The organism is Sporocytophaga myxococcoides, from assembly GCF_000775915.1.
GTDB classification, from domain to species: domain Bacteria; phylum Bacteroidota; class Bacteroidia; order Cytophagales; family Cytophagaceae; genus Sporocytophaga; species Sporocytophaga myxococcoides_A.
Genome location: NZ_BBLT01000001.1, coordinates 338,480 through 361,916, shown reverse-complemented (window position 1 = coordinate 361,916; position 23,437 = coordinate 338,480). Strand labels below are relative to the sequence as shown.

Sequence of the window (23,437 nt, the reverse complement as noted above, 5' to 3'; positions counted from 1 at the left end):
ATATTTATAAATTATTAAATATTTTATCCAAACACGGTAAATAACTATGATTAAATTGGTAAATATCAAAAAGTTAGCACTTTTTTCTCTTCCAATTCTATTACTTACTCCGGAAGCACAGTCGCAATCAAAACTTACGGAAGATATCCGCCTGAATCAGGTAGGATTTTATCCATCTGGTCCTAAAACTGCAGTTGTTGTTGATGCACCTTCAGACAAATTTTATGTAATAAAAGAGAATCTGAAAGATACAGTTTTTACAGGACAACTAACACCTGGTGTTGTATGGGAACATTCAAAAGAAAACGTTAGCAAGGCTGATTTTTCCAAATTTAAAACTCCAGGAACTTACCGCGTTTTTGTACCAAAATTGGGATATTCATTCCCTTTCGAAATTAAAGATCAGGTATTACTCCCTGTTGCTAAAGGAAGTATGAGAGGTTATTACTACCAAAGAGCCTCTATAGATCTTCTTCCTGAATTCGCTGGAAAATGGGCAAGACCTGCAGGACACCCTGACGATAAAGTAATGGTTCATGGCTCCGCAGCAACAGCTACTCGTCCCGAAAAATTTGAAATATCTTCTCCCAGAGGCTGGTATGATGCCGGTGACTATAATAAATATATTGTAAACTCAGGTATAAGCACTTATACATTACTTTCTATCTATGAGCACTTCCCTAAGTTTGCTGATACATTAAAACTTAACATCCCGGAAAGCAAAAACAATATTCCTGATCTTCTTGATGAGATTCTATGGAATGTCAGATGGATGCTTACCATGCAGGATGAAGATGGTGGTGTTTACCATAAATTAACCAACCCTAGCTTTGACGGTTATATAATGCCTGCTGATGCAAAAGCTCCAAGATATGTTGTTCAGAAAGGAACCGCTGCTACTCTTGATTTTGCAGCAGTAACTGCGCAAGCAGCCAGAGTATTTTCCAAATACAAAAAAGAACTTCCTGGTCTTTCTGACTCTCTGAAAAATGCAGCCGTAAAAGCATATGCCTGGGCTAAAAAGAATCCTAATATTGAATACAGACAATCCACATTAAATCAAAAATTCCAGCCAGGTATCAGAACAGGTGAATATGGCGACTCTAAATTTGAAGATGAATTCCAGTGGGCTGCTATAGAACTTTTTGTAACTACAGGTAAAGGCGCCTACTTTGAAGATTCCAAACTCGAATATTCTCTGTCAGGAACCTACTCAGTTCCAAACTGGGCAAACGTTTCAACTCTTGCACTTTACACGATTGCACAAAACACTAAAAAACTGGCTGAATTTGAAAACATCAATCCTGATGTAATTACCAATAAAATCCTTACCATGGCTAATAAATACAAAGAAAATGCGGAAAAATCAGCATATGGCACACCAATGGGTACTTCAGGAGGAGATTTTAACTGGGGAAGTAACAGTAACGCTGCCAACCAAGGTATCCTGTTAGTTCAGGCTTATTTAATAAGCAAGAATAAGGCTTATTTGGATGCTGCTCAAGCTAACATGGATTATTTATTGGGAAGAAATGCTACTGCATATTGTTTTCTAACAGGATTTGGGGGTAAAAAAGTAATGAATCCTCATACCAGACCTTCAGAAGCTGACGGTATTGAAGATCCGGTTCCAGGTCTCCTTGCAGGTGGTCCGAATCCAGGACAGGAAGACAAAGCCGATTGTCCAGGGTCATTATACCCATCTTCAGCTCCTGCAAAATCTTATATCGACCACAAATGTAGCTACGCCTCTAATGAGATTGCCATAAACTGGAATGCTCCATTTGTATATTTGAGTTTTGCATTAGAAGCATTAAGAGGAAAATAGATACTCTCTGATATCACCAAAGGTTTAACAAACCATATAAGAGGCTAAAGATCAAATCTTTAGCCTCTTACATTTTATACCCAATCAACAACCTGCCTGATTTATCTGTTACTTTTTTGAATAGGTGTATATTCTTCAATTTAATCTTTTTTGGGTATGGATAGATTTACAGCGGATGTTAGAAACAATTACAATAATTATTACCTGCTTTTCTCAACAATGGGAGGCATATGGCTTTTAGCAGGATGTCTAGGTGCATATAACTACCCTCATTTGGCTATGTTGGCACTGTTGGGTGGAGCAACATTGTTTCAACCTATATACAGAATAATAAGGAAAGCCTTTGGAGTTAAACAAACAAAGACAGATCATCCTTTAAGGATGCTTACAACCCTCCTGGCAATCGGAATGCCCCTTGGAGTAACTGTAGGTTTTTTCCCGTTCAAAGAAAACATGAACTTGTTTTTTCCAGCATTCAGCCTGCTATTTGCAATGATCTTTGGTATTATCGGATATATATATAGGATAAAATCATTTGTCATTCTTGGATTAACCAACATGATCGGAAATATCTACATTTCTCACTTCTATTTTGATCACTTTGCCTTTGCCGGCCTGTTTACCGGTATTTTACTTCTGGCAACTGCAAGTGTCGGAAAAATATATGGAGAGATTGACTTGAGATTTGTTTCATTAAAAAAGAAGATTAAAATCCCTCAGGGAAATTAGAAAAGGCCCGAAAGGGCTTTTTTTTAATGCAGATTAGCCACTAAAAGTAGGCTTAAAATTTCACAAAATATTTAAAAACACCAATTAATATTACTTCAAAAAATACACTGAAATCAATAGAACATCCCTAAAAAACTCAAAGCAATCTAAATAAAACACAATTAACTAATTTTCAGAATTTTAACATGGTTTACTTTTTAAAACCCCTAAACACCTCACTACAGTAGACCAAATGTATTATTTACAACATAAACGTCATTTTTTATGAGCATTCAACCATTCTATGGCCCGTGATTTCGTCCTAAACAACTCTGTCTTAACCTTAGGCTTATCTAGTAATAAATACAAACGTCCACCATAAAAAGCAACATAACTATGCATTAAAAATGCTGATGCACTTATATATTGCAGAGAATGAGCACTTGAAAACAATCTCCTTGTCTCATTGTCTACAGATTTAAGATTTGCAAAATCAACAAACAAAGGCATAGTTACACCATTAGAAACTTTCAGCCTATCCTCTATTACTCTCTTTGCCACCTGTGGCGTAAGAGATGTAACTTCTGGCTTAAAAACTTCCATTAATATTCCATCCTCAATCCAGAATTCTGCAAATTCATTCTCAAAAAATGAATTTTTAATCATCTTTTTTTCAACCATATCCGTATAAACTTTTGATAAAACCTTACACCTAACTAAAACTAAAATCTAAATTATGAAAAATGTTCTAGAACTCATTAATGAGATTGTAACAAATGGAAAAAATCGTGGAGTTGGGCAGTTTACTACAGAAGATGAATTTTATGATGGAAGAATTATTACTGTAGAAGGAAACAAGCTAATAAACTTTGGATCCTGCAGTTATCTTGGTCTGGAGCTCGACCAAAGACTTAAAGACGGAGCTATTGAGGCTATTAATAAGTATGGTGTGCAATTTTCATGTTCTCGTACATATATGTCATGTACCTTATATGGAGAACTTGAAAGTCTGGTCAGAAAGATTTTTGATGCTCCGGTTATACTGTCAACTTCTGTTTCTCTCGGGCATCATGCAGTGATTCCTGTAGTAATAGGAGAAAATGATGCTATAATTATGGACCAACAAGTTCATGCGAGTGTCCAGGATGCGGCTATCAAAATGAAAGCAAAAGGAGTCTTTGTGACAATTGTTCGACACAATGACATGGATGAACTAAGAAAAAAAGTAACAGAACTTAGCCGCTCTTATAATAAGGTCTGGTACATGATGGACGGGGTTTATAGCATGTATGGAGACTTTGCTCCCATGGAGCAAATTACTGAGATGCTAAAAAGTCACAAAAAATTCCATGTATATGCTGATGATGCCCATGGATTGGGATGGATGGGGCAACATGGACGAGGATATGTACTCAATAGGATGTCCTTGCATCCTAAAATGATTGTTGCCACTTCTCTGAATAAAGCATTTGCAGCTGGTGGAGGAGCATTTGTAATTCCGGATGAAGAACTTTGTCAGAAAGTAAGAAACTGCGGGGGGGCATTTATTTTTTCTGGACCACATCAGATTCCGGTATTAGGAGCTGGCATAGCATCTGCTAAAATTTTACTATCAGATGAAATTTATGAGAAACAAGCTGCGCTGGCAGAAAAGATAAACTATTGTCATGAATTGCTGATGGCTCATAATTTGCCCGTAGTTTCTAACCCGAATACCCCAATATTTTTTGTAGGGCTGGGCTTGGTAAGAGTCGGATATAATCTTGTCAAACGGATGCTGGGCGAAGGTTGCTTTGTAAATATCTCAGCTTTTCCAGCTGTTCCGGAAACCTGTACAGGAGTTAGATTTACCATTACTTTACATCATACCAAAGAGGATATAGAAAAACTTGTAAAAGGTCTGGCTTATCATTTTCCAAAGGCACTTGAAGAGGAAGGAAGAACAATCAATGATGTCTACAGAGCTTTTAGAAGAGTGGCCAATTTCAAGGAAAAAGAAGAAATCCCAATCCCTACTTCTGCATCCGGATTTTCAATTCAATATGAAAATTCAATTTCTAAAATTGACAGAAACCTCTGGGACAAACTTTTAGGGACGGAGGGCATTATTGATCATGAGAGTCTTGAATTAATGGAAAAAAGTTTTTCTCAAAACTTTGAACCTGAAAACAACTGGAACTTTCATTATTATATCATTAGAGACCAAATAGGTATACCTGTGCTAGCCACATTTTTCACAACAGCCCTAACCAAAGACGATATGCTTGCTCCTCCTGAATCGTCGAAAATCATTGAATCTGGAAGACAAAAAAATAAATATTTCCTCACTTCAAAATCTCTGATCATGGGCACATTGCTTACAGAAGGCAAACATATGTATCTTAATCAAAATCATAACGAATGGCAGAAAGCACTAATGCTTTTGCTCGACACTGTATGGAAGCTTCAGGATACTCAAAAAGCCGTGGTTCTAAACCTAAGAGATTTTTACAAAAACAATACAGATCTATATAATTTTTTTAAAGACCAGGGATTTATCCCAGTTCCTCTTCCCGACACACATGTTATTGAAAACTTCAATTGGGAATCTGCCGATGATTTCATTGATCGGGTAAGTAGTGAAAAACGTTATTATATCAAGAAAAAAGCGCAAAATTTTGAATCTTTATATGATGTAAATATTATTACAAACCCTTCAGATATTAAAATTGATGAATACTATGAGTTATACAAAAATGTGGCAGCCAAGAGCTTTGTATTAAATACATTTTTACTCCCTAAAAAACTGTTCCAGAATATGGCAAAGAAAAACTCCTGGGAATTTATCGAGGTATTTATGAAAGGAACCAATCACCCTGCCGGTATTGCAATCTGTCATAAATCCGCAACAGAATACTGCTTCCTGCTCACAGGAATGAACTATGAGTTTGTTGATTCTCATAATTTATACCCACAGATACTTTGGCAAATAGTTAAAAGAGCCGGAGAACTAAAAGCCCCTAAAGTTTCTCTTGGATTTACTGCATCACAAAATAAAAGGAAATTTAATGCAAGTGTGATTGAAAAAATTGGTTTTGTTCAGATGAAAGACAGCTTCTCAGTTTCATTCATCAGTACCTTGGCTGGTGGCGGTAAAGCGGCTTAAAAGCTATAAGTTTAAAGCTAAAAGCTGAAAGTTTAAAGTCTCAAAATGACATTTTAAACTTTCAGCTTTTATTTTTTTAGTCGTAAGATTAATTTAAAGAATTTTATACCTGTATTATCATCTTTAAGTTTTGTGCTTTCCGTTTTAAGCTTTTAACTTTATTAAATAAATAATATTTTCAACTCTTCCTGATTGCATAATTAATGAAACATTCAATACGGAAGATATTAAACTCCCATTCCAGCGAAAATGAATTGGAATATTATTTAGACTTCCATCCCACAACATCAGCTCTTCAATATTACAATAGTTTTCAATTAAAGTCTCAATCTTTTGTCCTATCAAAGACTCTTCTTTAAAATCTGTCAGGTCTTTAGCGGTTGAATTGGCAAAAAATATATTCCCATTTATTCCTGTAATGAAAATAACCCTGTCTTTATTTTCCATTACTTCGATAACCTTGTGAACTCCTTGTTTGGAAAAGGAATTTTCCGCCAGCTGCTCATTTATCATATTTATTCCTAAGGTCAGGAAGCTTAAAAAATCATGCTTAAAGCCAATATCAGTCGGCAGTCTTTTACTGAAATCATGTAAAGCCATAGAAGAAAATACATCTACCATTTCCTCATAAATAGTATCATATTTCCCTAGAATAAAATCAACTTCCTGAAGCATCTCAAAAATTTTTGTTTTATTCTCAGGTTTGATGTTTTGTTCTTCAAGGATCAGCTTTTTTAACTCTTTTAAAGTTTCAATTGTAAATGCTTTGTCCGAATCAAAAATATTATCCTTCATTTCAATTAATGTTAAGTACAGATTAAAAATATTAACTAGAAGATATACAGGCCCTTATAAAAGACAAGTATAAAATGTTAATTACTTAAAACCAAATGATTCTCATAAATTTACAATAAATATCCGATTAAAAACCGTTGAAAAAACACAGTAAAATTATATGGTATTTTTATTCATTCTGATTTTACTGATTAACTTTTCCCTCTTTTTTATTATCCATAAACTCATTTTCCCCTAAAGCAGTTGTTTAACATATAGGGCATTTAGTCAGATGCCTGATGATCTGTTATTGACTCGAATTTGTATTTCTGATGAAGATATTATCGATAGTTTTTCTCTTACTTTTTTTGAATTCCTGTGATTCTAAAAAAACAACTACATTTCAAAGGGATTACAATGATAGCGTATCTTTCAACATCCTATTGCCAGAACAAAACAAGATCTCCGATTCTGATATAAAAAAATTCATAAAAAAACACCCCGAATACCAGCCGTATCAAAAAAAACTTGAGAAATTCTACATACGAAGAAACTTCCAGCCTGCCTGGTCTAAAGATTACAAATTCATTCCTCAGGCCCAGATGCTGATAAACTACCTTAACCATATGAACAAACATGGCCTGAAAACAGATAGCGCCAATATAATGGCGTTAAAAGAAGCCATAAAAAAAAGTAATGAAACGCAATGGTTCAGATTGAAAGACAAGCAGGAGACCTTTATTAATACGGATATCCTATTATCTGCATCCTTTTTCAAGGATTCCAAAAAAATATGGAGAGGTCATTTCAAGAATGATGACTTGGAAAACTTATGGAAAATCAAACACAAAAAAATCAAGTATGGAAGGACCCTTGATTCCATTCTGTCTTCAGGCGCTAATGATCCTTTCACTGAATTTGAGCCCTTACACAAAGATTATAAAGAGCTGAAGGCTGTATTAAATAAATATACAGAAATTGCCGGAAATGGCGGATGGCCCGAGGTAACCCCTCAAGGCAAGGTATTAATTAAAGGGGATATTGATTCAGAAATTATACACTTAAGAAAACGGCTTTACCTTTCTGGTGATATTAGTCACTTTGAAGATAACAAAACATTTGATCAAGAACTTGAACAAGCAGTAAAGCATTTTCAATACAGACACAAACTGAAAGAGGATGGTATTGTAAAAGGTGAAACCCTTAAAGAGATGAACATTCCCATTGAGGATAGAATAGAGCAAATCAGTATCAATATGGAACGCTGGAGATGGGTACCTGAAGAACCTTCTGAAAAATACATACTCGTAAATATTCCTGAATTTAAAATGCATGTTTTCGAAAAGAACTCTGAGATTTACAATATGAAAGTTATTGTAGGAAAAAGTGGAGCCTACACCCCTATATTCAGTGACCAGATAGAAAAAATTGTTATTAACCCTTCCTGGATTGTCCCTGCTAAAATCGCTACAACAGAGCTTGTACCAATGATTAAAAGAGATACAAGTATACTTTCAAAACAAAATATTGAAATTTATACAGATTACTCATTCAATACAATGGTTAATCCTGACACAATAGATTGGCTCACTCTTGACACCCGAAAATTCAATTATGTACTGAAACAAAAATCAAACTTCTATAACCCATTAGGACATATAAAATTTTTATTTCCCAACGAATACGACATATACCTGCATGATACTCCATCAGATTACCTCTTCGAAGAAAGTGAAAGAAACTTTAGTCACGGTTGCATAAGAATTGAAGATCCTATCTGGCTTGCTTCTTATCTCTTGAAAGATGAACCTCAGTGGAATAAGAAGAAGTTGTATGAAGCAATATACAGGCAAGAAGAAAAATCGATTTTATTAAAGAAAAAGTTACCTGTCTTCATCCTTTATTTTACTACATGGGTTGATGAAACAGGAACCATTCACTTCCTGAAAGACATTTATGATCATGACAAACAGCTCAAATCGATTCTGGAATCAAAAGAATAATTTCCTAAATTGATGCCTGAAAATTCATTAACCTTCTGACATTGTGAAATCAAAGCATTTATTATTTCTACTTTTCACTTTCATTAGTATTATTATATTATCCTGTAAGGGAAAAGTAAACTCTCAAAAAAAAGTTCATACTGTTAAACTACCTGGAATTGAGAGAACAGACGAGAATCTAATAAATCTTTATTTTCAAAATCAGCCCGAAGATACCATCTGGAGAGAAGATATACTTACTTTTTATAAAAATAGAAATTACAAACTTGCATGGTCATATAAAGGAAAATTCATTCCTCAGGCAAACTACGTAATCAATATGATTAAGAATATTGATGAAGAAGGATTTTCTATGGAATGCTTTCCTACCAATGATATCTGGCATCATTATATTCAGCTTTCTGACTACCAGAAGTCTATACTCCCTGAACACATTAAGGCAAGAGAAGAGTTTGACATATTCCTTTCCATAACTTTTTTTAAATATGCACGGAAGATCTGGGCAGGTATTAATAATCCCGAAAAGTACGATTGGTTTATCACAAAAAAAACAATAAACGAAAGAGAACTCCTTATGTCCATTCTCAAAGCAGAGCTGGACAGCACTTTTTCTGCATCTAAATTTCATCCTTTGCATAGACAATACAAACTACTAAAGGAAACCCTTATTCAATACAGAAAAATAGCTCGTCAAGGGGGCTGGGGTAATATTACCAAGAGCACTTATAAAATTAAACCCGGCGATACTTCTTCAATCATAAAACAACTACGCTATCGTCTTGCATTCGAAAGCAAAGTATTAAAAGCTGATACAAGCAATTATTTTGACTCAACTCTGGTATTTGCTTTAAAAAAATTCCAGTTCTGCCACGGCCTTGAAACTACAGGTATTTTGGACTCTTACACTATAGATGAATTGAATATTCCGGTTGAAAAAAGAATTTTACAAATTTCAGCCAATATGGAAAGATGGAGATGGCTACCGGAAAAAGGAAGTGATTTGTATCTCGCCATAAATATTCCAGAATTTGCACTACATGTATATGAAGAAAATAAACACGCATGGCAAATGAATGTCATTGTAGGAAAGACATTATCACATACACCAATATTTTCAAATGAAATTCAGTTTCTGGTATTTAATCCTTCCTGGAATGTACCAAAAAGTATTGCGGTTAAAGAATTACTTCCGTTGCAGAAAAAAGATCCCGCATATCTAACCAGAAACAATATGCAGGTATTTATGAGCAATAAACTAAATACCCCTATTCATCCAGATAGCATAATATGGCATTCGATCAATGAACAAAACTTCAATTTAACCTTTATACAAACTCCAGGACCTGAAAATCCTCTTGGTAAGGTGAAATTCTTATTCCCTAATACTTTCGACGTTTACCTTCACGACACGCCAGCAAAACACCTTTTCACACAGAAGGAAAGAGGATTTAGTCATGGTTGCATTCGTCTGGAAGAACCGATGAAACTGGCTCAATACCTTCTAGAAAAACAAGGCATGTGGAAAGAGAAAGAAATTAACAAACTCCTCGAAATGGATAAGGAAGTATATATGAAACTCAAGAAAAAAGTACCTGTTTACATTGTATACTTCACGACCTGGATGGATAGCAACGAAAATGTCCATTTCCGAAAAGATATTTATGGTCTGGATCAGAAACTTATAGATGAATTGAACTTTTAATACTGATTTTCAGATTAATAAATAATAAATCTGCCAATCTGTCAGTTTGGAATAAATTTCTTATCTTTGCAAAAAGAATTTATAAAAATGGAAGACAGGATCAATCATAAGGAATCAATGACAGCAGAGGAAAAAGCCGCCTGTGATTTACCTAGAATTAGCCTTGAACAAAATACAGGTAATAAAAGAAAATTATATATAGAAAGCTACGGCTGCCAGATGAATTTCTCTGACAGCGAAATTGTAACTTCTATTATGCATAAAAATGGTTTTGATACAACCAACAGCATGGAACTTGCTGATGTGATCTTTATAAATACCTGTTCGATCAGAGAAAATGCTGAACAAAAGGTAAGAAACCGTCTTGCCCAATTCAATGCTTTGAAAAAAAGAAAGCGATCTCTGACAATCGGAGTATTAGGATGCATGGCGGAAAGGTTAAAAGCTAAATTCCTGGAAGAAGAAAAAATTGTTGATCTGGTAATAGGACCAGATGCTTATAGAGATCTTCCAAATTTAATGGCCGAGGCAGATGAAGGTAATAAAGCTGTTAATGTCTTTTTATCAAAAGAAGAAACTTATGCGGATATCAGTCCTGTAAGGTTAAATTCAAATGGCGTCAGTGCATTCGTTTCCATTATGCGGGGCTGCGACAACATGTGTTCATTTTGTGTCGTTCCCTTTACAAGGGGACGTGAACGCAGCAGAGACCCTCATTCTATAATAAAAGAAACTATAGAACTTGTAGAACAAGGGTATAAAGAAGTTACCCTTCTTGGTCAGAATGTAGATTCTTACAAATGGCAGTCTGAGGATGGAAGTGAAAAGGTAAACTTTGCTCAGTTACTTGAAAAAGTAGCGCTTATCAGCCCTGATCTGAGAGTCAGATTTTCAACTTCACACCCCAAAGATATTACAGATGAAGTACTTTATACAATCAAAAAGTATGAAAACATCTGTAACTACATACACCTGCCTGTTCAGAGCGGTAACAGCAGAGTACTTGACCTAATGAACCGTACTTACACCAGAGAATGGTACCTTGACAGAGTAAAAGCCATCAGAAATATCATTGGAGAAGACTGTGGCATATCATCTGATATGATTACGGGCTTCTGCACAGAGACAGAAGAGGAACATCAGGAAACATTATCCCTCATGGAAGAAGTAAAGTTTCATTTTGCTTATATGTTTGCATACTCTGAAAGGCCGGGTACTCTTGCTCAGAAAAAGTATGCCGATGATATTCCGGAAGAGACTAAAATGAGGCGTCTTAATGAGGTAATCAACCTGCAGCAAGAACATTCTTTATATAGAAACAAAGAAGCTCTGGGTAAAGTACACAAAGTGCTCGTGGAAGGAGAATCAAAAAAATCAAATCTGGAATATAAAGGCAGGAATTCTGAAAATACAGTTGTGGTGTTTCCTAAAGGAGACTGCAAAATGGGTGATTACGTGAACGTCCTTGTAACAGACTGTTCACTTGCCACTCTTTTTGGGGAAATTATAGAAATAATTCCCTCTTCAACAAAAATCAGTAATTAAAATCGAAGGGAGGATCCGTGAATCTGAATGAAGAAATACAAAGCGTAAAACAAAGATTTGGGATTATTGGTAATGCTCCTGTTTTAAATCATGCGATACAGGTTGCTATTCAGGTTGCACCCACCGACATGACTGTTTTAATCACCGGAGAAAGTGGAAGCGGAAAAGAATCCTTTTCTAAAATAATACATTCCTTAAGCGCACGCAAACATGGACAATTTATTGCCATCAATTGTGGAGCAATTCCCGAAGGAACCATAGATTCAGAACTATTTGGTCATGAGAAAGGCTCTTTTACCGGAGCTCATGAGGCGAGAAAGGGATATTTCGAGGTGACCAACGGTGGTACAATTTTTTTGGATGAAATCGGTGAAATGCCTGTGGGCACACAAGCCAGACTACTAAGAGTACTTGAAAACGGAGAATTTATAAAAGTTGGCTCTTCCAAAGTACAAAAGACTAATGTAAGAGTAGTAGCTGCAACCAACGTAGACCTGTTTGAGGCTGTGGAGAAAAGAAAGTTTCGGGAAGACCTTTATTACAGACTGAATACGGTACCTATCTTCGTACCTCCATTAAGGGATCGTGAAGGCGATAAAGAGTTACTATTTAGAAAATTTGCTTCAGATTTTGCCGATAAATATAAAGTGCAGCCAATCAGACTCAATGATGAAGCAAAGGTTGCACTTAATAATTTTCGCTTTCCTGGTAATATTCGTCAGCTTAAAAATATAGTAGAGCAGATTTCCGTTCTTGAAACTAACAGAGATATCACTAAAGAAACTTTATTAAAATACCTACCTGAGCCTCACAGTGGTATTCCTGCCGTTTACAATAAAGACAAGAATAAAACAGATGATTTTTCAGAAAGAGATATTTTGTATAAAATTCTCTTTGACATGAAGAAAGACATGACAGAGTTAAAAAAACTGGTTTTTGAACTTCTTCAAAATGAAAATTATGGTTCACAAATGATCAAAGATCATCCTGATCTCTTTACTGGTATTACCGAAGAGGTCTATCCCAGAGAACAACGCCAGGCTAAATTTCTGCTACCTCCTACTACAGAAGAGCACATACATGACCATGCTCCAATTGAAATTGAAAAAATAGAGGATGCAATACAAGAGCCGGAAGAAGAATCTCTTTCACTTGAAGACAAGGAAAAAGAAATGATTTTAAAGGCACTTAAAAGAAATCATAATAAAAGAAAAAATGCTGCACGTGACCTTGGCATTTCCGAACGTACACTGTACAGGAAATTAAAGCAGTATGAAATCGAAGAATAATTTTGATTTAATAAAAGAATTTTGAATATAGTATCATGAATAAATTTTCCTCTGCCATAAATCTGTTCAGATTAAGCATCAAAGCTCTTATGCTGGTTTTGATTCTTTCTTTTCTTACAGGATGTGGTGTATATTCCTTTACTGATGGAAGAATTCCTCCGGAAGTCAAAAATATTTCTATCCTGAATTTTCCAAATGACGCAGGTAATGGCCCTCCTAATCTTTCTCAAAGTTTCACCGAAAAATTAAGAAGCTATTATCAGCAAAACTCTAATCTTGTTTTAGTAAAAAGCAATGGAGACTGGCAACTGGAAGGACGAATCGTTGGTTATAACGTTACACCAGTTGGTGTTCAGTCAAATGAAATTGCAGGAATCAACAGATTGGTTATAAAAATTGAAGTAAAATTTATTAATACATTGGATGAAAAAGCCAGTTTCACCAATGTCTTCACCAGCCCTCCTACAAGTGGCGACTTTCCTGCCAATCAGACGTTATCACAGGTAGAAGGATCATTAGTTAATAAGATGCTGGACCAGATAGTATTGGATATCTTTACAAAAACCACTTCCAACTGGTAAAATTTAAAACACCCGGATAAATATTGAATAAGCAACGTTTCATAGATTTAATCACAAACTCCACGGAAGTTTCTTCTACAGATCTTAAAGATCTGGAAGAAGTCGTGAAAATATTTCCTTACTGCCAGGCAGCTCATATCCTGTTTGCCAAGGCTTCCTATGAAACAGACAATATGCTTGCTGAAAAAAGAATCAGAAAAGCAGCGGCCTATTCTTTTGACAGGAAAAACCTAAAAAAGATAATTCATCATTCCAGGTACTCTTTTAAATCAGATAATAAATCTTTCGCTCCTGTAATTCAGGCACCGGCGCCTGAAAATCTTCTTGAAGAAAAAGTACTTATTGAAGAAATCGAAGAAGAAAACATTGCCATTAGCGAAACAGCCCAGGATGCGATTAACATTCCTGAAGAGGAAAATAACAAGGTAATTTCTGAATCTCATAAAAGTAACGAAACTTCAGTTCAGAATGAAAATCAAATTCATCCTCAAATTGAAGACGAAACTTCGCCTGAACCTGAAAAATTTTCAATCCCTACAGGCAAGGTCATTACCAACTCAAAAGAGTTTTTCGAAGACCTGCAGAAAAATCTGCAGAATTTAAGAAAACTGAAAGAAGAAGCGGCCAGAGATAATACACCTGATACTAATGCAAAGGGAGAAACTCCTTCTCCATCTGCCTCATCGGCTATAATGCCTGAAAAAAAGTACGCTTTCCCCGAAGACAAAATCCTGGAAGAACTATCGAAGAAAGAGGCATTTAAAGGAAAAAACAAAATCAACATTGAAAAATTCCCTTGGGAAAAGGTTGAAATTTTTTTAAAGAAAGAAGAAGAGAAAAACGCTTTTCTGGAGAAAAAGATCATTGAGAAGAATATTGATAATGAGGAAATCAGCAATAAAGATGCTGATTTGCACCTACAATATCTTGAATTCCTGGAAAGAGGGAGAAAACAACTTGATAAAAAGCAAATTGAGAATATAATAGATAAATTTATAAAAGAAGATCCTACCATTCCCCCTTTAAATCCTAGAACTATTGCCGAGGAACAGGAAGACCTTTCCGCGAAGTCGGGTGTAGAATCTAAAGGATTGGTATCTGAAAATTTTGCTAAAATTTTAATAAAACAAGGTAAAATTCAGAAAGCCATTGATATTTACACACAATTAAGTTTGAAAAATCCTGAAAAAAGTACTTACTTTGCAGGCCTTATTAATGAATTAAAAAACGAAAAATAATTTATAATGGAAATCTTTATCACGGTTTTAATATTTATAGCCTGTTTTTTCCTTGTTGTTCTGGTACTTGCACAAAATTCTAAAGGTGGTGGGCTTTCCGGAAACTTTGCAGGTGGTTCTACTCAATTTATGGGAGTTAAAAAAACTGGGGATTTGCTTGAAAAATTAACCTGGGGGTTTGCAATAGGCCTGGTTGTTCTTTGTCTTGGCGTCAATCTTCTTTATAAAAACAATATAGAAGAAAATGATGGAGGCATTAACAGCGTGAATGTGGAAAGAGCTCAGGAAGGAAATAAATTAATGCCTAAAGCGCCGGGTGAAGGTCAGGAAAAAGTTCCTGCAACAAATGATTCGGCTCAATAATGTTAATATAAAAAAGTATATAAATAAAAAAGCCTCTGATTTAGAGGCTTTTTTATTTATATACATTCATTGGGTCTAATCACTTTAATTAAATTTCTGAATAAAGTTTTTTAACCAACAATCTCTTGGTAATTGGCATTACAGTTTCTTCAAAGGGATAGCTAAATTTTGAATTAACAAGAAAAGTAGCGGGATTGGGCAACTTTTTATACTTTTTAATCAACTCCAGTTTAATATTTTCATATGTATTCCCTATTGTCTTACTGATATTTTCGACAAAATGAGTATGAATACCTCTGTATTTGGCTTCAGCAGTTTGAAATAATGTAACCTGATATTCATAGACCCGGGTTTCGCTCCTGTTATTGGTGTGAAACAAAAGGTATCCTGCATCCAAATTAAGAGGAGACAATCCTATCGGACTTATTGACAGCATGTCTTCAATCTCTTCATAAATCTCCTTCCCCTCCACCAACTGATCCTTAAGCTTAGGCAATGCAAACATTACGATTTCCTCCAATTCCCTCATAATCTTGTCATCATTTACCAATTCTTCATAAATGATTTCAAGCTTTTCAAAATCAGCACTGGAAATTTGCTTTGGAAAATGTTCTTTCAGAAGCTGTTTATTTTCCTTTAAACGCAGGAGATTTTGATAGTGAAAAAGCAGATCAGAAAGAAACGGATAAAGTTTTTTTTCATTAAAGCTTCCCTTCACATCTTGCAGGTAAGCGAGGAGCATATATTTTTTATACTCAAAATCTATAAGTCCTTCTGTCAGCCAGTTTTTATTTAACTCTTTCATAATCCCAAAAAAGTTATACTAATTATACGGTTAGAATGCCATTTTGTTAGCTTTTAAATAATTTATCCAATTCTCCTCAAAAAAACAAATGAAAAAATGACAGTTCTTAAAACAAAAAAGGCAGATCTCTGTTTAAATGCCTCACCACTCACTGACAAATGTTCAGCTTTTTACCTCTGGCACAGGAAATGCAGAGCTGGCAGTATCCAAGAAATTAAATAACTTTTAAACGTATAAAATTAAACGCTTTAACAAAATGAGTAACAACTTAAGCATCAAGCCACTAGCAGACAGAGTTTTAATCCAACCTGCTCCTGCTGAAGAAAAAACAGCTTCTGGTATCATTATTCCTGATACAGCTAAAGAAAAACCTCAAAGAGGATCTGTAGTTGCTATCGGAACAGGAAAAAAAGATGAGCCTCTGACTGTAAAAGTAGGAGATACTGTTCTTTATGGTAAATATTCAGGCACTGAGATCACCATAGATGGCAAAGAGTATCTTATGATGCGCGAAGCTGATATTTTCGCAGTTCTTTAACAACTTAATTGTCTAAAAGCAAATCAATTACAAAAACCAAAAAAAATTAAAAATACCATGGCAAAAAATATATTTTTCGATACAGAAGCCAGAGAAAAACTGAAAAAAGGTGTAGATGCATTGGCTGACGCTGTAAAGGTGACATTAGGACCAAAAGGAAGAAATGTAATCCTTGACAAAAAATTCGGTGCTCCAACAGTTACCAAAGATGGTGTTTCTGTTGCTAAAGACATTGAATTAAAAGAACCAATCGAAAATATGGGTGCACAACTTGTAAAAGAAGTTGCATCTAAAACAGCTGATGCTGCTGGTGATGGTACTACTACTGCTACTGTGCTTGCTCAGGCAATTTTCAACGCTGGTATTAAAAACGTAGCAGCAGGTGCAAACCCAATGGATCTTAAAAGAGGTATCGACAAAGCTGTAGAAGCTATCGTTGCTGATCTGAAAAAACAATCTAAAAAAATCGAAAGCTCTCAGGAAGTAGCTCAGGTTGCTACCATCTCTGCCAACAACGATGAGGAAATTGGTAAAATGATTGCCAATGCTATGGATAAAGTTGGCAAAGACGGAGTTATCACTGTAGAAGAAGCTAAAGGTACTGAGACAGAAGTAAAGATCGTTGAAGGTATGCAATTCGACAGAGGATACCTTTCTCCTTACTTTGTAACCAATGCAGATAAAATGGAAGCTGATCTTGACAATCCTTTCATCCTTATCTATGACAAGAAGATCTCTTCAATGAAAGAATTGCTTCCAGTATTGGAACAAGTAGTTCAAACAGGAAAACCATTGTTGATTATTGCTGAGGATCTTGATGGAGAAGCTCTTGCTACTCTTGTTGTAAACAAGATCAGAGGTGCGTTGAAAATTGCTGCTGTAAAAGCTCCAGGATTTGGAGACAGAAGAAAAGCAATGCTTGAGGATATCGCGGCATTAACAGGTGGAACTGTAATCTCTGAAGAAAGAGGATTCAAACTAGACAACGCTACTCTTGATTTCTTAGGTACTGCTGAAAAAATCATTGTTGACAAAGACAATACTACAATTGTTAACGGTGCAGGTCAAAAAGAAGAAATCAAAGCAAGAGTTAATCAAATCAAAGCTCAGATCGAATCTACTACATCTGACTATGATAAAGAAAAACTTCAGGAAAGACTTGCTAAGCTTTCAGGTGGTGTAGCTATCCTTTATGTAGGTGCCGCTACTGAAGTTGAAATGAAAGAGAAAAAAGACAGAGTTGATGATGCATTACATGCAACAAGAGCTGCTGTTGAAGAAGGCGTTATCCCTGGTGGTGGTGTAGCTCTTATCAGAGCTAGTGCAGCACTTGATAATTTAAAACTATCTCACGAAGATCAGATTACAGGTGTACAAATTATCAGAACTGCAATCGAAGCTCCATTAAGAACTATCGTATTCAACGCAGGTCTTGAAGGTTCTGTAATCGTTCAGAAAGTAAAAGAAGGACAAGGTGATTATGGATACAATGCACGTGATGACAGATATGAAAACATGTTTGCTGCTGGTATCCTTGACCCAACCAAAGTTACAAGATTAGCTCTTGAGAACGCTGCTTCAATTGCTGCTCTTCTTCTTACTACTGAGTGTGTTGTTGCAGATCAGCCGGAAGATAAAGCTGCTCCTGCAATGCCTCACATGGGCGGCGGAATGGGCGGAATGATGTAATACCCTCTTTACCAAAACAATAATAAAAATGCCTCTGTTAAATTAACAGAGGTATTTTTTTGTTATTTATAAAAGGATTAAATTTGCCATGTTAACCTTTTAAGTTTATGGTTCATCAAAATGTGACGATGAATTGGGTTTACGAACATTTCCTTGCTTATTTGCATTTAAGCATTGCGGACTGTGATTGTATCGTATCCCAAAAAGAGTTGAACAACCTTTCATGTTTCACTCTTCTTAAAAATCTAAGCCCTGAAAGAGGCTTAAAGCTTGTAAAAGAGGTCTATATAGAATTTCTTTCTCATACGGAAGAAGAAAAAAGGGCTTATATCAGGGAGAATGTCTCCAAATTTCTCCGCACAGAATTCATAAAAAACAGAGTTATAGTAGATTTAGAAGACGCTGTTCATCTAAAAGATGAGGAAAGTGAAGAATATATCATGTTCAGATATATCCGGAAGGTAATAAATAACTGCAAATAAGAAACCTCTGAAAATAATCATAAATAATCTGCTTATCTTATTCCAAATTAAGGTAACAAATTATCTTTTTCTTAAAGCTATCTGAAGTTTAAAGTGATCTTAAACTAAGTAGAATAGCTGCTCCTATAACCATCAACATTGTCAGAAGATCAAAGTCGGGCAAAGTCGATTTTAAAAACTTCATACTCATACTCTTTCCAGTTTGATTTATTAATTGCAAATCTAGAAAGAGTATGTAAACAAATCATTATCAGAAAATTAAAAAAACTTCAAGGATTTAAGCAACTGCCTTGCGCACATAAGATCGCTCTTTATACTTAAGGGCTACAAAAATAAATACAATGGCAGTTATTAACATCAAACCACTAAAAAACCAGAAATATGCCGGTCCTGCCAGTTTGGATGTTTTATCCGGATTTTGAATGAACCAGTTTATCAAAGCTGTAAACAAACTTCCCAAAGAAACCGAAAGAAGAAAAAAGCCCATAATAAGAGATTTCATATTATTGGGAGCTTGAGTATATGAAAACTCCAACCCAGTTCCGTAAATCATTACTTCTGATATTGTAAGTATCAAATACGCGAAACACTGCCATAAAATTGAAATATCCTTTCCTGCATAAAGGCTTGTTTCCATGAAAGCAACTATGGCAAATGAAGAGGCGCATATAAACATTCCAATTGTAATTTTTCTTAATGATGTAAGTTTAAAGAATCTTCCTAGAAAAGGATAAACAACAAGGTCAAATAGAGGCACCAGAATAAGGACAAAAATCGGGTTTAAGGCCTGAACCTGATCAGGAAGGATTTCAAATTGATAATATCCAAATAGATCAAATGACTTAATCATATGAGGATTCATTGCTTGAATTACCCATGAAGAACCTGTCTGTTCATACAATGACCAGAAGACTGCAATAAAAAGGTATATTACCACTAGTCCTCCCATTGCGTTCATTCCTTCCTTGCTAAGTATTTCTTCTTTATATTTTTTCCAACCAACAGGAGGGATAACTGCGTATTTTGATCTACCTAACCAAAATATAACAGTAGCTAAAAGCATTAAAGCCCCGGGAACACCAAAGGCTATAGAAGGTCCAAATTTCCTCAAAAGAATAGGTGTAAAAATGGTTGAAACAAAAGCTCCCATATTTACTGATAAATAAAAATAGTTAAAGATCTTCGGTAATAAGTCTTTATTTTCCTCTGTAAATTGATCTCCAACGTTTGCAGACACACAAGGCTTTATTCCTCCTGAACCAATTGCTATCATTGTCAAACCAAAGGAAAGCCCAAGCCTGGTTTCATCCAGAGATAAAGCCAAATGACCTAAACAGTATATTATTGAAAGAGAAATGATGGTTTTATATTTTCCCCATAAAATGTCTGATAGCAAAGCTCCCAGAATCGGGAAAAAATAATTAGCACTTACAAACATATGATACCAAAATTTGCTTTCCCCTTCAGACATCACATCAAGGTTCCCTGTACTATCCATTAAATATTTGGTCATGAAAACAGTAAGAATAGTTTTCATCCCATAATAACTAAATCTCTCAGCCAGTTCATTACCTATAATGTAAGGTATACTTGCAGGCATTCCTTTCCTTCTAACTTCTTTACTGTTCATAAAAATCGGATAGTTTAATACTAGGGTTAATGTTTGTATACTTTTTTTAATTGCATTTATACTTTAAGATTTAAATATACAAACTTTAAAGAATTTAAAAATTACTCTTACTGAGTCTCAAATATTAAGTTTTGTCCGATTTTAACATTTGATAACTCTACATGTTTTAAAGGATAAAACAGTCATAACCATGAAATTCATCATACATCTTTTAGTAGATTCATTTGCTGTCTGGCTAGTTTCTGCAATATTGCCTGGCGTGTCAGTAAAAAGCTTCAGCACTGCTATATGGGTAGCAATACTATTAGGGATTATCAATGCAACACTAGGTTGGGTGCTCAAAATTCTTGCTTTTCCATTCAACTGGCTCACATTAGGTCTTGTTAATTTTATTATCAGTGTGCTTATGATTATGCTGGTAGACAAGCTGGTTAAGGGATTTGAAATCAAAAATTTCTGGTGGGCAGTAGTATTCGCTATTCTGATCTCTATTGTAAATAATATCGTATACTGGATCTTTTAACTGAAAATCTGGATTAAGCCGAAAATTAAAATGGCACTTTAAACAAGTGCCATAAATATTTCTTCCGAGATCTTATCAAGCCTGTTGTCTTGATCATATTCTTCATCCAGGCATTTCTGGAGTGTTTCACAATCATTTTTATAATCCAGAATCTTAGCGCACGTCAGAGCATTAGAATAAGACGCAATCTCGAGATGCTCTATTTTCTGTAAAATCATAGTGAGATTAGCAGCATTGTCTTCTTTCTTTTGCATGACTAAAACACGCGCTTCTTCAAAAAGCTTTTCCATCGGTTCGGAAACCGAAGCCACTATCCTTGATTTTCCAAATCTTCTCATAAGCTCAATGCATCTGGAAAAATGCTTTTGAGTATAATACAAATGTTCCTTTATGGCTTCTCTTAATTCTTTATTAGTGGTATGTTTGAGAAGAATCGGCAATAGCTGAGCCTGCTTTTTTTCCATTGTATACAGCTCAGTGAGACGAGTCAGGTAAACTTTATCCAGTCCTTTTTCCATGGGCACCAATCCTATTCCGTTTATCTTAAATTAACAATTAAACCATCCAGAAAAGGTTTTTGTTATTTGTGATATATTCATGTTTAATTTAGCTTATTCAAATACTAGTCAATTAGTCTACTGAAAATCATTAAAAGATAACAACCAGACCATCAGTAGATATCAGAATTTCAGCTCTTTCAATTAAAAGAATAATCGTTAAAATCCGATTTTTAATTGTATCTTTGCAGTTATTCCAAATTTCTTTGGAGTATTTTGAATATTTCTTTCTTTTATTTTGTTTCAATTTTCAATGACAAAAATCAAATTTGATTCGTTGCCTCTTTCAGAAGAGACACTCAAGGCATTAACAGAAATGGGCTTTGAAGAGGCATCACCAATCCAATCGCTTGCTATTCCAATCGTACTTCAGGGAAAAGACGTAATCGGGCAGGCGCAAACGGGGACAGGGAAAACAGCAGCTTTCGGCATACCGGCTATCGAGCTTTGCGACCCTGCAATAAAATCCCCCCAGACAATCGTCCTATGTCCTACACGTGAACTTGCCGTACAGGTTAGCAATGAGTTAAAGAAAATTGCCAAGTTCAAGAAAGGTATTAATGTACTACCTATTTTCGGTGGAGAGTCTTTTGAAAGACAGGTTACTGCACTAAAAAGAGGTGTACAAATTGTAGTCGGAACTCCAGGTAGAGTGATCGACCACTTAACAAGAAAAACATTGTCCCTTCAAAGCGTAAAGCAAGTTATTCTTGACGAAGCTGATGAAATGCTGAACATGGGATTTGTTGAAGATTTGGAAAGAATACTATCTTCTATTCCAAAAGAAAGACAAACAATCCTGTTCTCTGCTACGATGGCAGAGCCTATCATGAAACTGACAAGAAAGTATCAGACTAATCCCGAACTTGTAAAAGTTGTAGGAAAAGAACTTACTGTCGATTCCATTGAGCAATTTTTCTACGATATCTCTGACAATCAAAAAGTATTATTACTTAAGCATCTTGTAGAAATCCACCAGGTAAAACTTGCTCTTGTTTTCTGCAATACGAAGAGAGCTGTTGATGAACTTGTTGAAGAAATGCAGAAACATGGTCTGAAAGCTGAAGGGCTTCATGGTGATCTTAGCCAGAATCAGCGTAACCATGTAATGGGAAAATTCAGAAATTACACATTGAACCTGCTTGTAGCTACAGACGTTGCAGCCAGAGGTATTGATGTAAATGGAGTCGATGCTGTATTTAATTATGATGTTCCTCTTGATAACGAATTTTACGTTCACAGAATAGGAAGAACAGGCAGAGCCGGCAATACAGGAAAGTCATTCACTTTCGTATCCAGTGGAAAAGACTTTTTAAGACTAAAAGACATTCAGAACTATTGTAAAGTTAAAATAGCAAGAGGTACACTTCCTACAGGAGAAGAAATTCTGAAATTGAAAAAACAGAATTTGTTCGATCAGATCTCCTCCCTATTAACTCAAGGAGTTCCTGATTTTTATTCATCAGTAGCTGAAGAGTTTAATGGAACAGGTATTTCAAACGAAATGCTTTCTGCAGCTCTTGTAAGAATTGCTTTGGGAACTGTTGAAGAACTTAAAGACGATCGCAGAAGAGACGGCCGATCTGACAGAAATTCAAGAGGCGATAGAGGTGATAGATCAGACAGAGGTTTCAGAGGTGATAGAGATAGAGACAGAGGACCAAGAGGTGATAGAGACAGAGGTTCTAGAGACAGATTCGACAGAGGTTCCAGAGGTGATAGATTTGAAAGAGGCTCCAGAGGAGAAAGATCTGAAAGAGGTCCAAGAGAGGATAGAAATAATGGAGAGAAAATGGTAAGACTTTTCATCAATCTTGGTAAAAAAGACAGAATCAGTCCTGGTGATATTGTAGGTGCATTCGCATCAAATTCATCAATTCAGGGAAAATCAATAGGAAGTATTGATATCTATGATAGTTATTCTTTCATTGAGGTTCCTGAAGCTAAAGTTGATGTTGTGATGAGTTCAATGGACAACAATAAAATCAAAGGCAAAACAGTAAACCTTGAACTAGCAAGTAAAAGGAGAGCTTAATC

General features: G+C 35.3%; 20 protein-coding genes. 15 read left to right on the top strand and 5 right to left on the bottom strand.

The annotated features are described in order from the left end of the window. Positions 1-46 precede the first annotated feature (46 nt). Both MYP_RS01565 and MYP_RS01560 read left to right on the top strand, forming a co-directional pair. Positions 47-1,828: a glycoside hydrolase family 9 protein gene (locus MYP_RS01565; RefSeq protein ID WP_045457513.1), complete on the top strand. Its 1,782-nt coding sequence runs from the start codon at positions 47-49 to the stop codon at positions 1,826-1,828. 156 nt (positions 1,829-1,984) lie between these two features. Next, on the top strand, positions 1,985-2,557 hold the full coding sequence (locus tag MYP_RS01560; protein WP_045457509.1) for a DUF7010 family protein: 573 nt from the start codon (positions 1,985-1,987) through the stop codon (positions 2,555-2,557). A 255-nt stretch (positions 2,558-2,812) separates the two neighbouring features. On the opposite strand, the gene MYP_RS01555 is transcribed toward MYP_RS01560, so the two are convergent. Next, entirely contained in the window at positions 2,813-3,217 is a 405-nt protein-coding gene (locus MYP_RS01555) for a DUF7793 family protein (protein WP_045457506.1), read from the bottom strand. 55 nt (positions 3,218-3,272) lie between these two features. Here MYP_RS01555 and MYP_RS01550 point away from each other — a divergent pair, with 55 nt between their 5' ends. Then, entirely contained in the window at positions 3,273-5,681 is a 2,409-nt protein-coding gene (locus MYP_RS01550; RefSeq protein WP_045457502.1) for an aminotransferase class I/II-fold pyridoxal phosphate-dependent enzyme, read from the top strand. Between the two features lie 144 nt (positions 5,682-5,825). On the opposite strand, the gene MYP_RS01545 is transcribed toward MYP_RS01550, so the two are convergent. Continuing rightward, entirely contained in the window at positions 5,826-6,476 is a 651-nt protein-coding gene (locus MYP_RS01545; protein WP_045457499.1) for a PAS domain-containing protein, read from the bottom strand. A gap of 311 nt (positions 6,477-6,787) precedes the next feature. Here MYP_RS01545 and MYP_RS01540 point away from each other — a divergent pair, with 311 nt between their 5' ends. From MYP_RS01540 to secG, 7 genes are all read left to right on the top strand, one after another. Then, positions 6,788-8,458 (top strand): L,D-transpeptidase family protein, encoded by a 1,671-nt coding sequence (locus MYP_RS01540; protein ID WP_081990368.1) that lies wholly within the window; start codon positions 6,788-6,790, stop codon positions 8,456-8,458. A 43-nt stretch (positions 8,459-8,501) separates the two neighbouring features. Beyond that, the gene (locus tag MYP_RS01535) at positions 8,502-10,160 is read left to right on the top strand and encodes a L,D-transpeptidase family protein (protein ID WP_052429880.1); all 1,659 of its coding nucleotides are present in this window, start codon (positions 8,502-8,504) and stop codon (positions 10,158-10,160) included. Positions 10,161-10,247: 87 nt separating this feature from the next. Further along, positions 10,248-11,705: a tRNA (N6-isopentenyl adenosine(37)-C2)-methylthiotransferase MiaB gene (gene miaB / locus MYP_RS01530; RefSeq protein ID WP_045457496.1), complete on the top strand. Its 1,458-nt coding sequence runs from the start codon at positions 10,248-10,250 to the stop codon at positions 11,703-11,705. A 17-nt stretch (positions 11,706-11,722) separates the two neighbouring features. Beyond that, entirely contained in the window at positions 11,723-12,994 is a 1,272-nt protein-coding gene (locus MYP_RS01525; protein WP_045457492.1) for a sigma-54 interaction domain-containing protein, read from the top strand. Between the two features lie 35 nt (positions 12,995-13,029). Next, on the top strand, positions 13,030-13,575 hold the full coding sequence (locus MYP_RS01520; protein ID WP_045457490.1) for an LptE family protein: 546 nt from the start codon (positions 13,030-13,032) through the stop codon (positions 13,573-13,575). 23 nt (positions 13,576-13,598) lie between these two features. Further along, positions 13,599-14,813 carry a hypothetical protein gene (locus MYP_RS24665; protein ID WP_052429879.1) on the top strand — a complete coding sequence of 405 codons (1,215 nt, stop codon included), beginning with the start codon at positions 13,599-13,601 and terminating at the stop codon, positions 14,811-14,813. 6 nt (positions 14,814-14,819) lie between these two features. Then, the gene (secG, locus tag MYP_RS01510) at positions 14,820-15,176 is read left to right on the top strand and encodes a preprotein translocase subunit SecG (RefSeq protein ID WP_045457487.1); all 357 of its coding nucleotides are present in this window, start codon (positions 14,820-14,822) and stop codon (positions 15,174-15,176) included. A gap of 88 nt (positions 15,177-15,264) precedes the next feature. Here the strand turns inward: secG and MYP_RS01505 are convergent, their stop codons facing one another. Further along, positions 15,265-15,981 carry a hypothetical protein gene (locus MYP_RS01505; protein ID WP_045457483.1) on the bottom strand — a complete coding sequence of 239 codons (717 nt, stop codon included), beginning with the start codon at positions 15,979-15,981 and terminating at the stop codon, positions 15,265-15,267. 256 nt (positions 15,982-16,237) lie between these two features. Here MYP_RS01505 and MYP_RS01500 point away from each other — a divergent pair, with 256 nt between their 5' ends. The 3 genes from MYP_RS01500 (at position 16,238) to MYP_RS01490 (ending at position 18,690) form a co-directional block, all read left to right on the top strand. Then, the gene (locus tag MYP_RS01500; protein WP_045457480.1) at positions 16,238-16,519 is read left to right on the top strand and encodes a co-chaperone GroES; all 282 of its coding nucleotides are present in this window, start codon (positions 16,238-16,240) and stop codon (positions 16,517-16,519) included. Positions 16,520-16,576: 57 nt separating this feature from the next. Beyond that, complete coding sequence (gene groL / locus MYP_RS01495) at positions 16,577-18,208, top strand: chaperonin GroEL (protein ID WP_045457477.1); 1,632 nt, start codon at positions 16,577-16,579, stop codon at positions 18,206-18,208. Positions 18,209-18,315: 107 nt separating this feature from the next. After that, a complete protein-coding gene (locus tag MYP_RS01490) occupies positions 18,316-18,690 on the top strand; it encodes a hypothetical protein (RefSeq protein ID WP_045457473.1) in 375 nt (124 codons plus the stop codon). Positions 18,691-18,967: 277 nt separating this feature from the next. On the opposite strand, the gene MYP_RS01485 is transcribed toward MYP_RS01490, so the two are convergent. After that, the gene (locus MYP_RS01485; RefSeq protein WP_045457470.1) at positions 18,968-20,320 is read right to left on the bottom strand and encodes a POT family MFS transporter; all 1,353 of its coding nucleotides are present in this window, start codon (positions 20,318-20,320) and stop codon (positions 18,968-18,970) included. Between the two features lie 190 nt (positions 20,321-20,510). Here MYP_RS01485 and MYP_RS01480 point away from each other — a divergent pair, with 190 nt between their 5' ends. Continuing rightward, on the top strand, positions 20,511-20,843 hold the full coding sequence (locus MYP_RS01480; protein WP_045457466.1) for a phage holin family protein: 333 nt from the start codon (positions 20,511-20,513) through the stop codon (positions 20,841-20,843). A gap of 38 nt (positions 20,844-20,881) precedes the next feature. Here the strand turns inward: MYP_RS01480 and MYP_RS24660 are convergent, their stop codons facing one another. Further along, positions 20,882-21,361, bottom strand: a complete 480-nt coding sequence (locus tag MYP_RS24660) for a YciE/YciF ferroxidase family protein (RefSeq protein WP_052429877.1) — start codon at positions 21,359-21,361, stop codon at positions 20,882-20,884. A 292-nt stretch (positions 21,362-21,653) separates the two neighbouring features. On the opposite strand from MYP_RS24660, the gene MYP_RS01470 reads away from it, so the two are divergent. Continuing rightward, a complete protein-coding gene (locus MYP_RS01470; protein ID WP_045457463.1) occupies positions 21,654-23,435 on the top strand; it encodes a DEAD/DEAH box helicase in 1,782 nt (593 codons plus the stop codon). Positions 23,436-23,437: the final 2 nt, after the last annotated feature.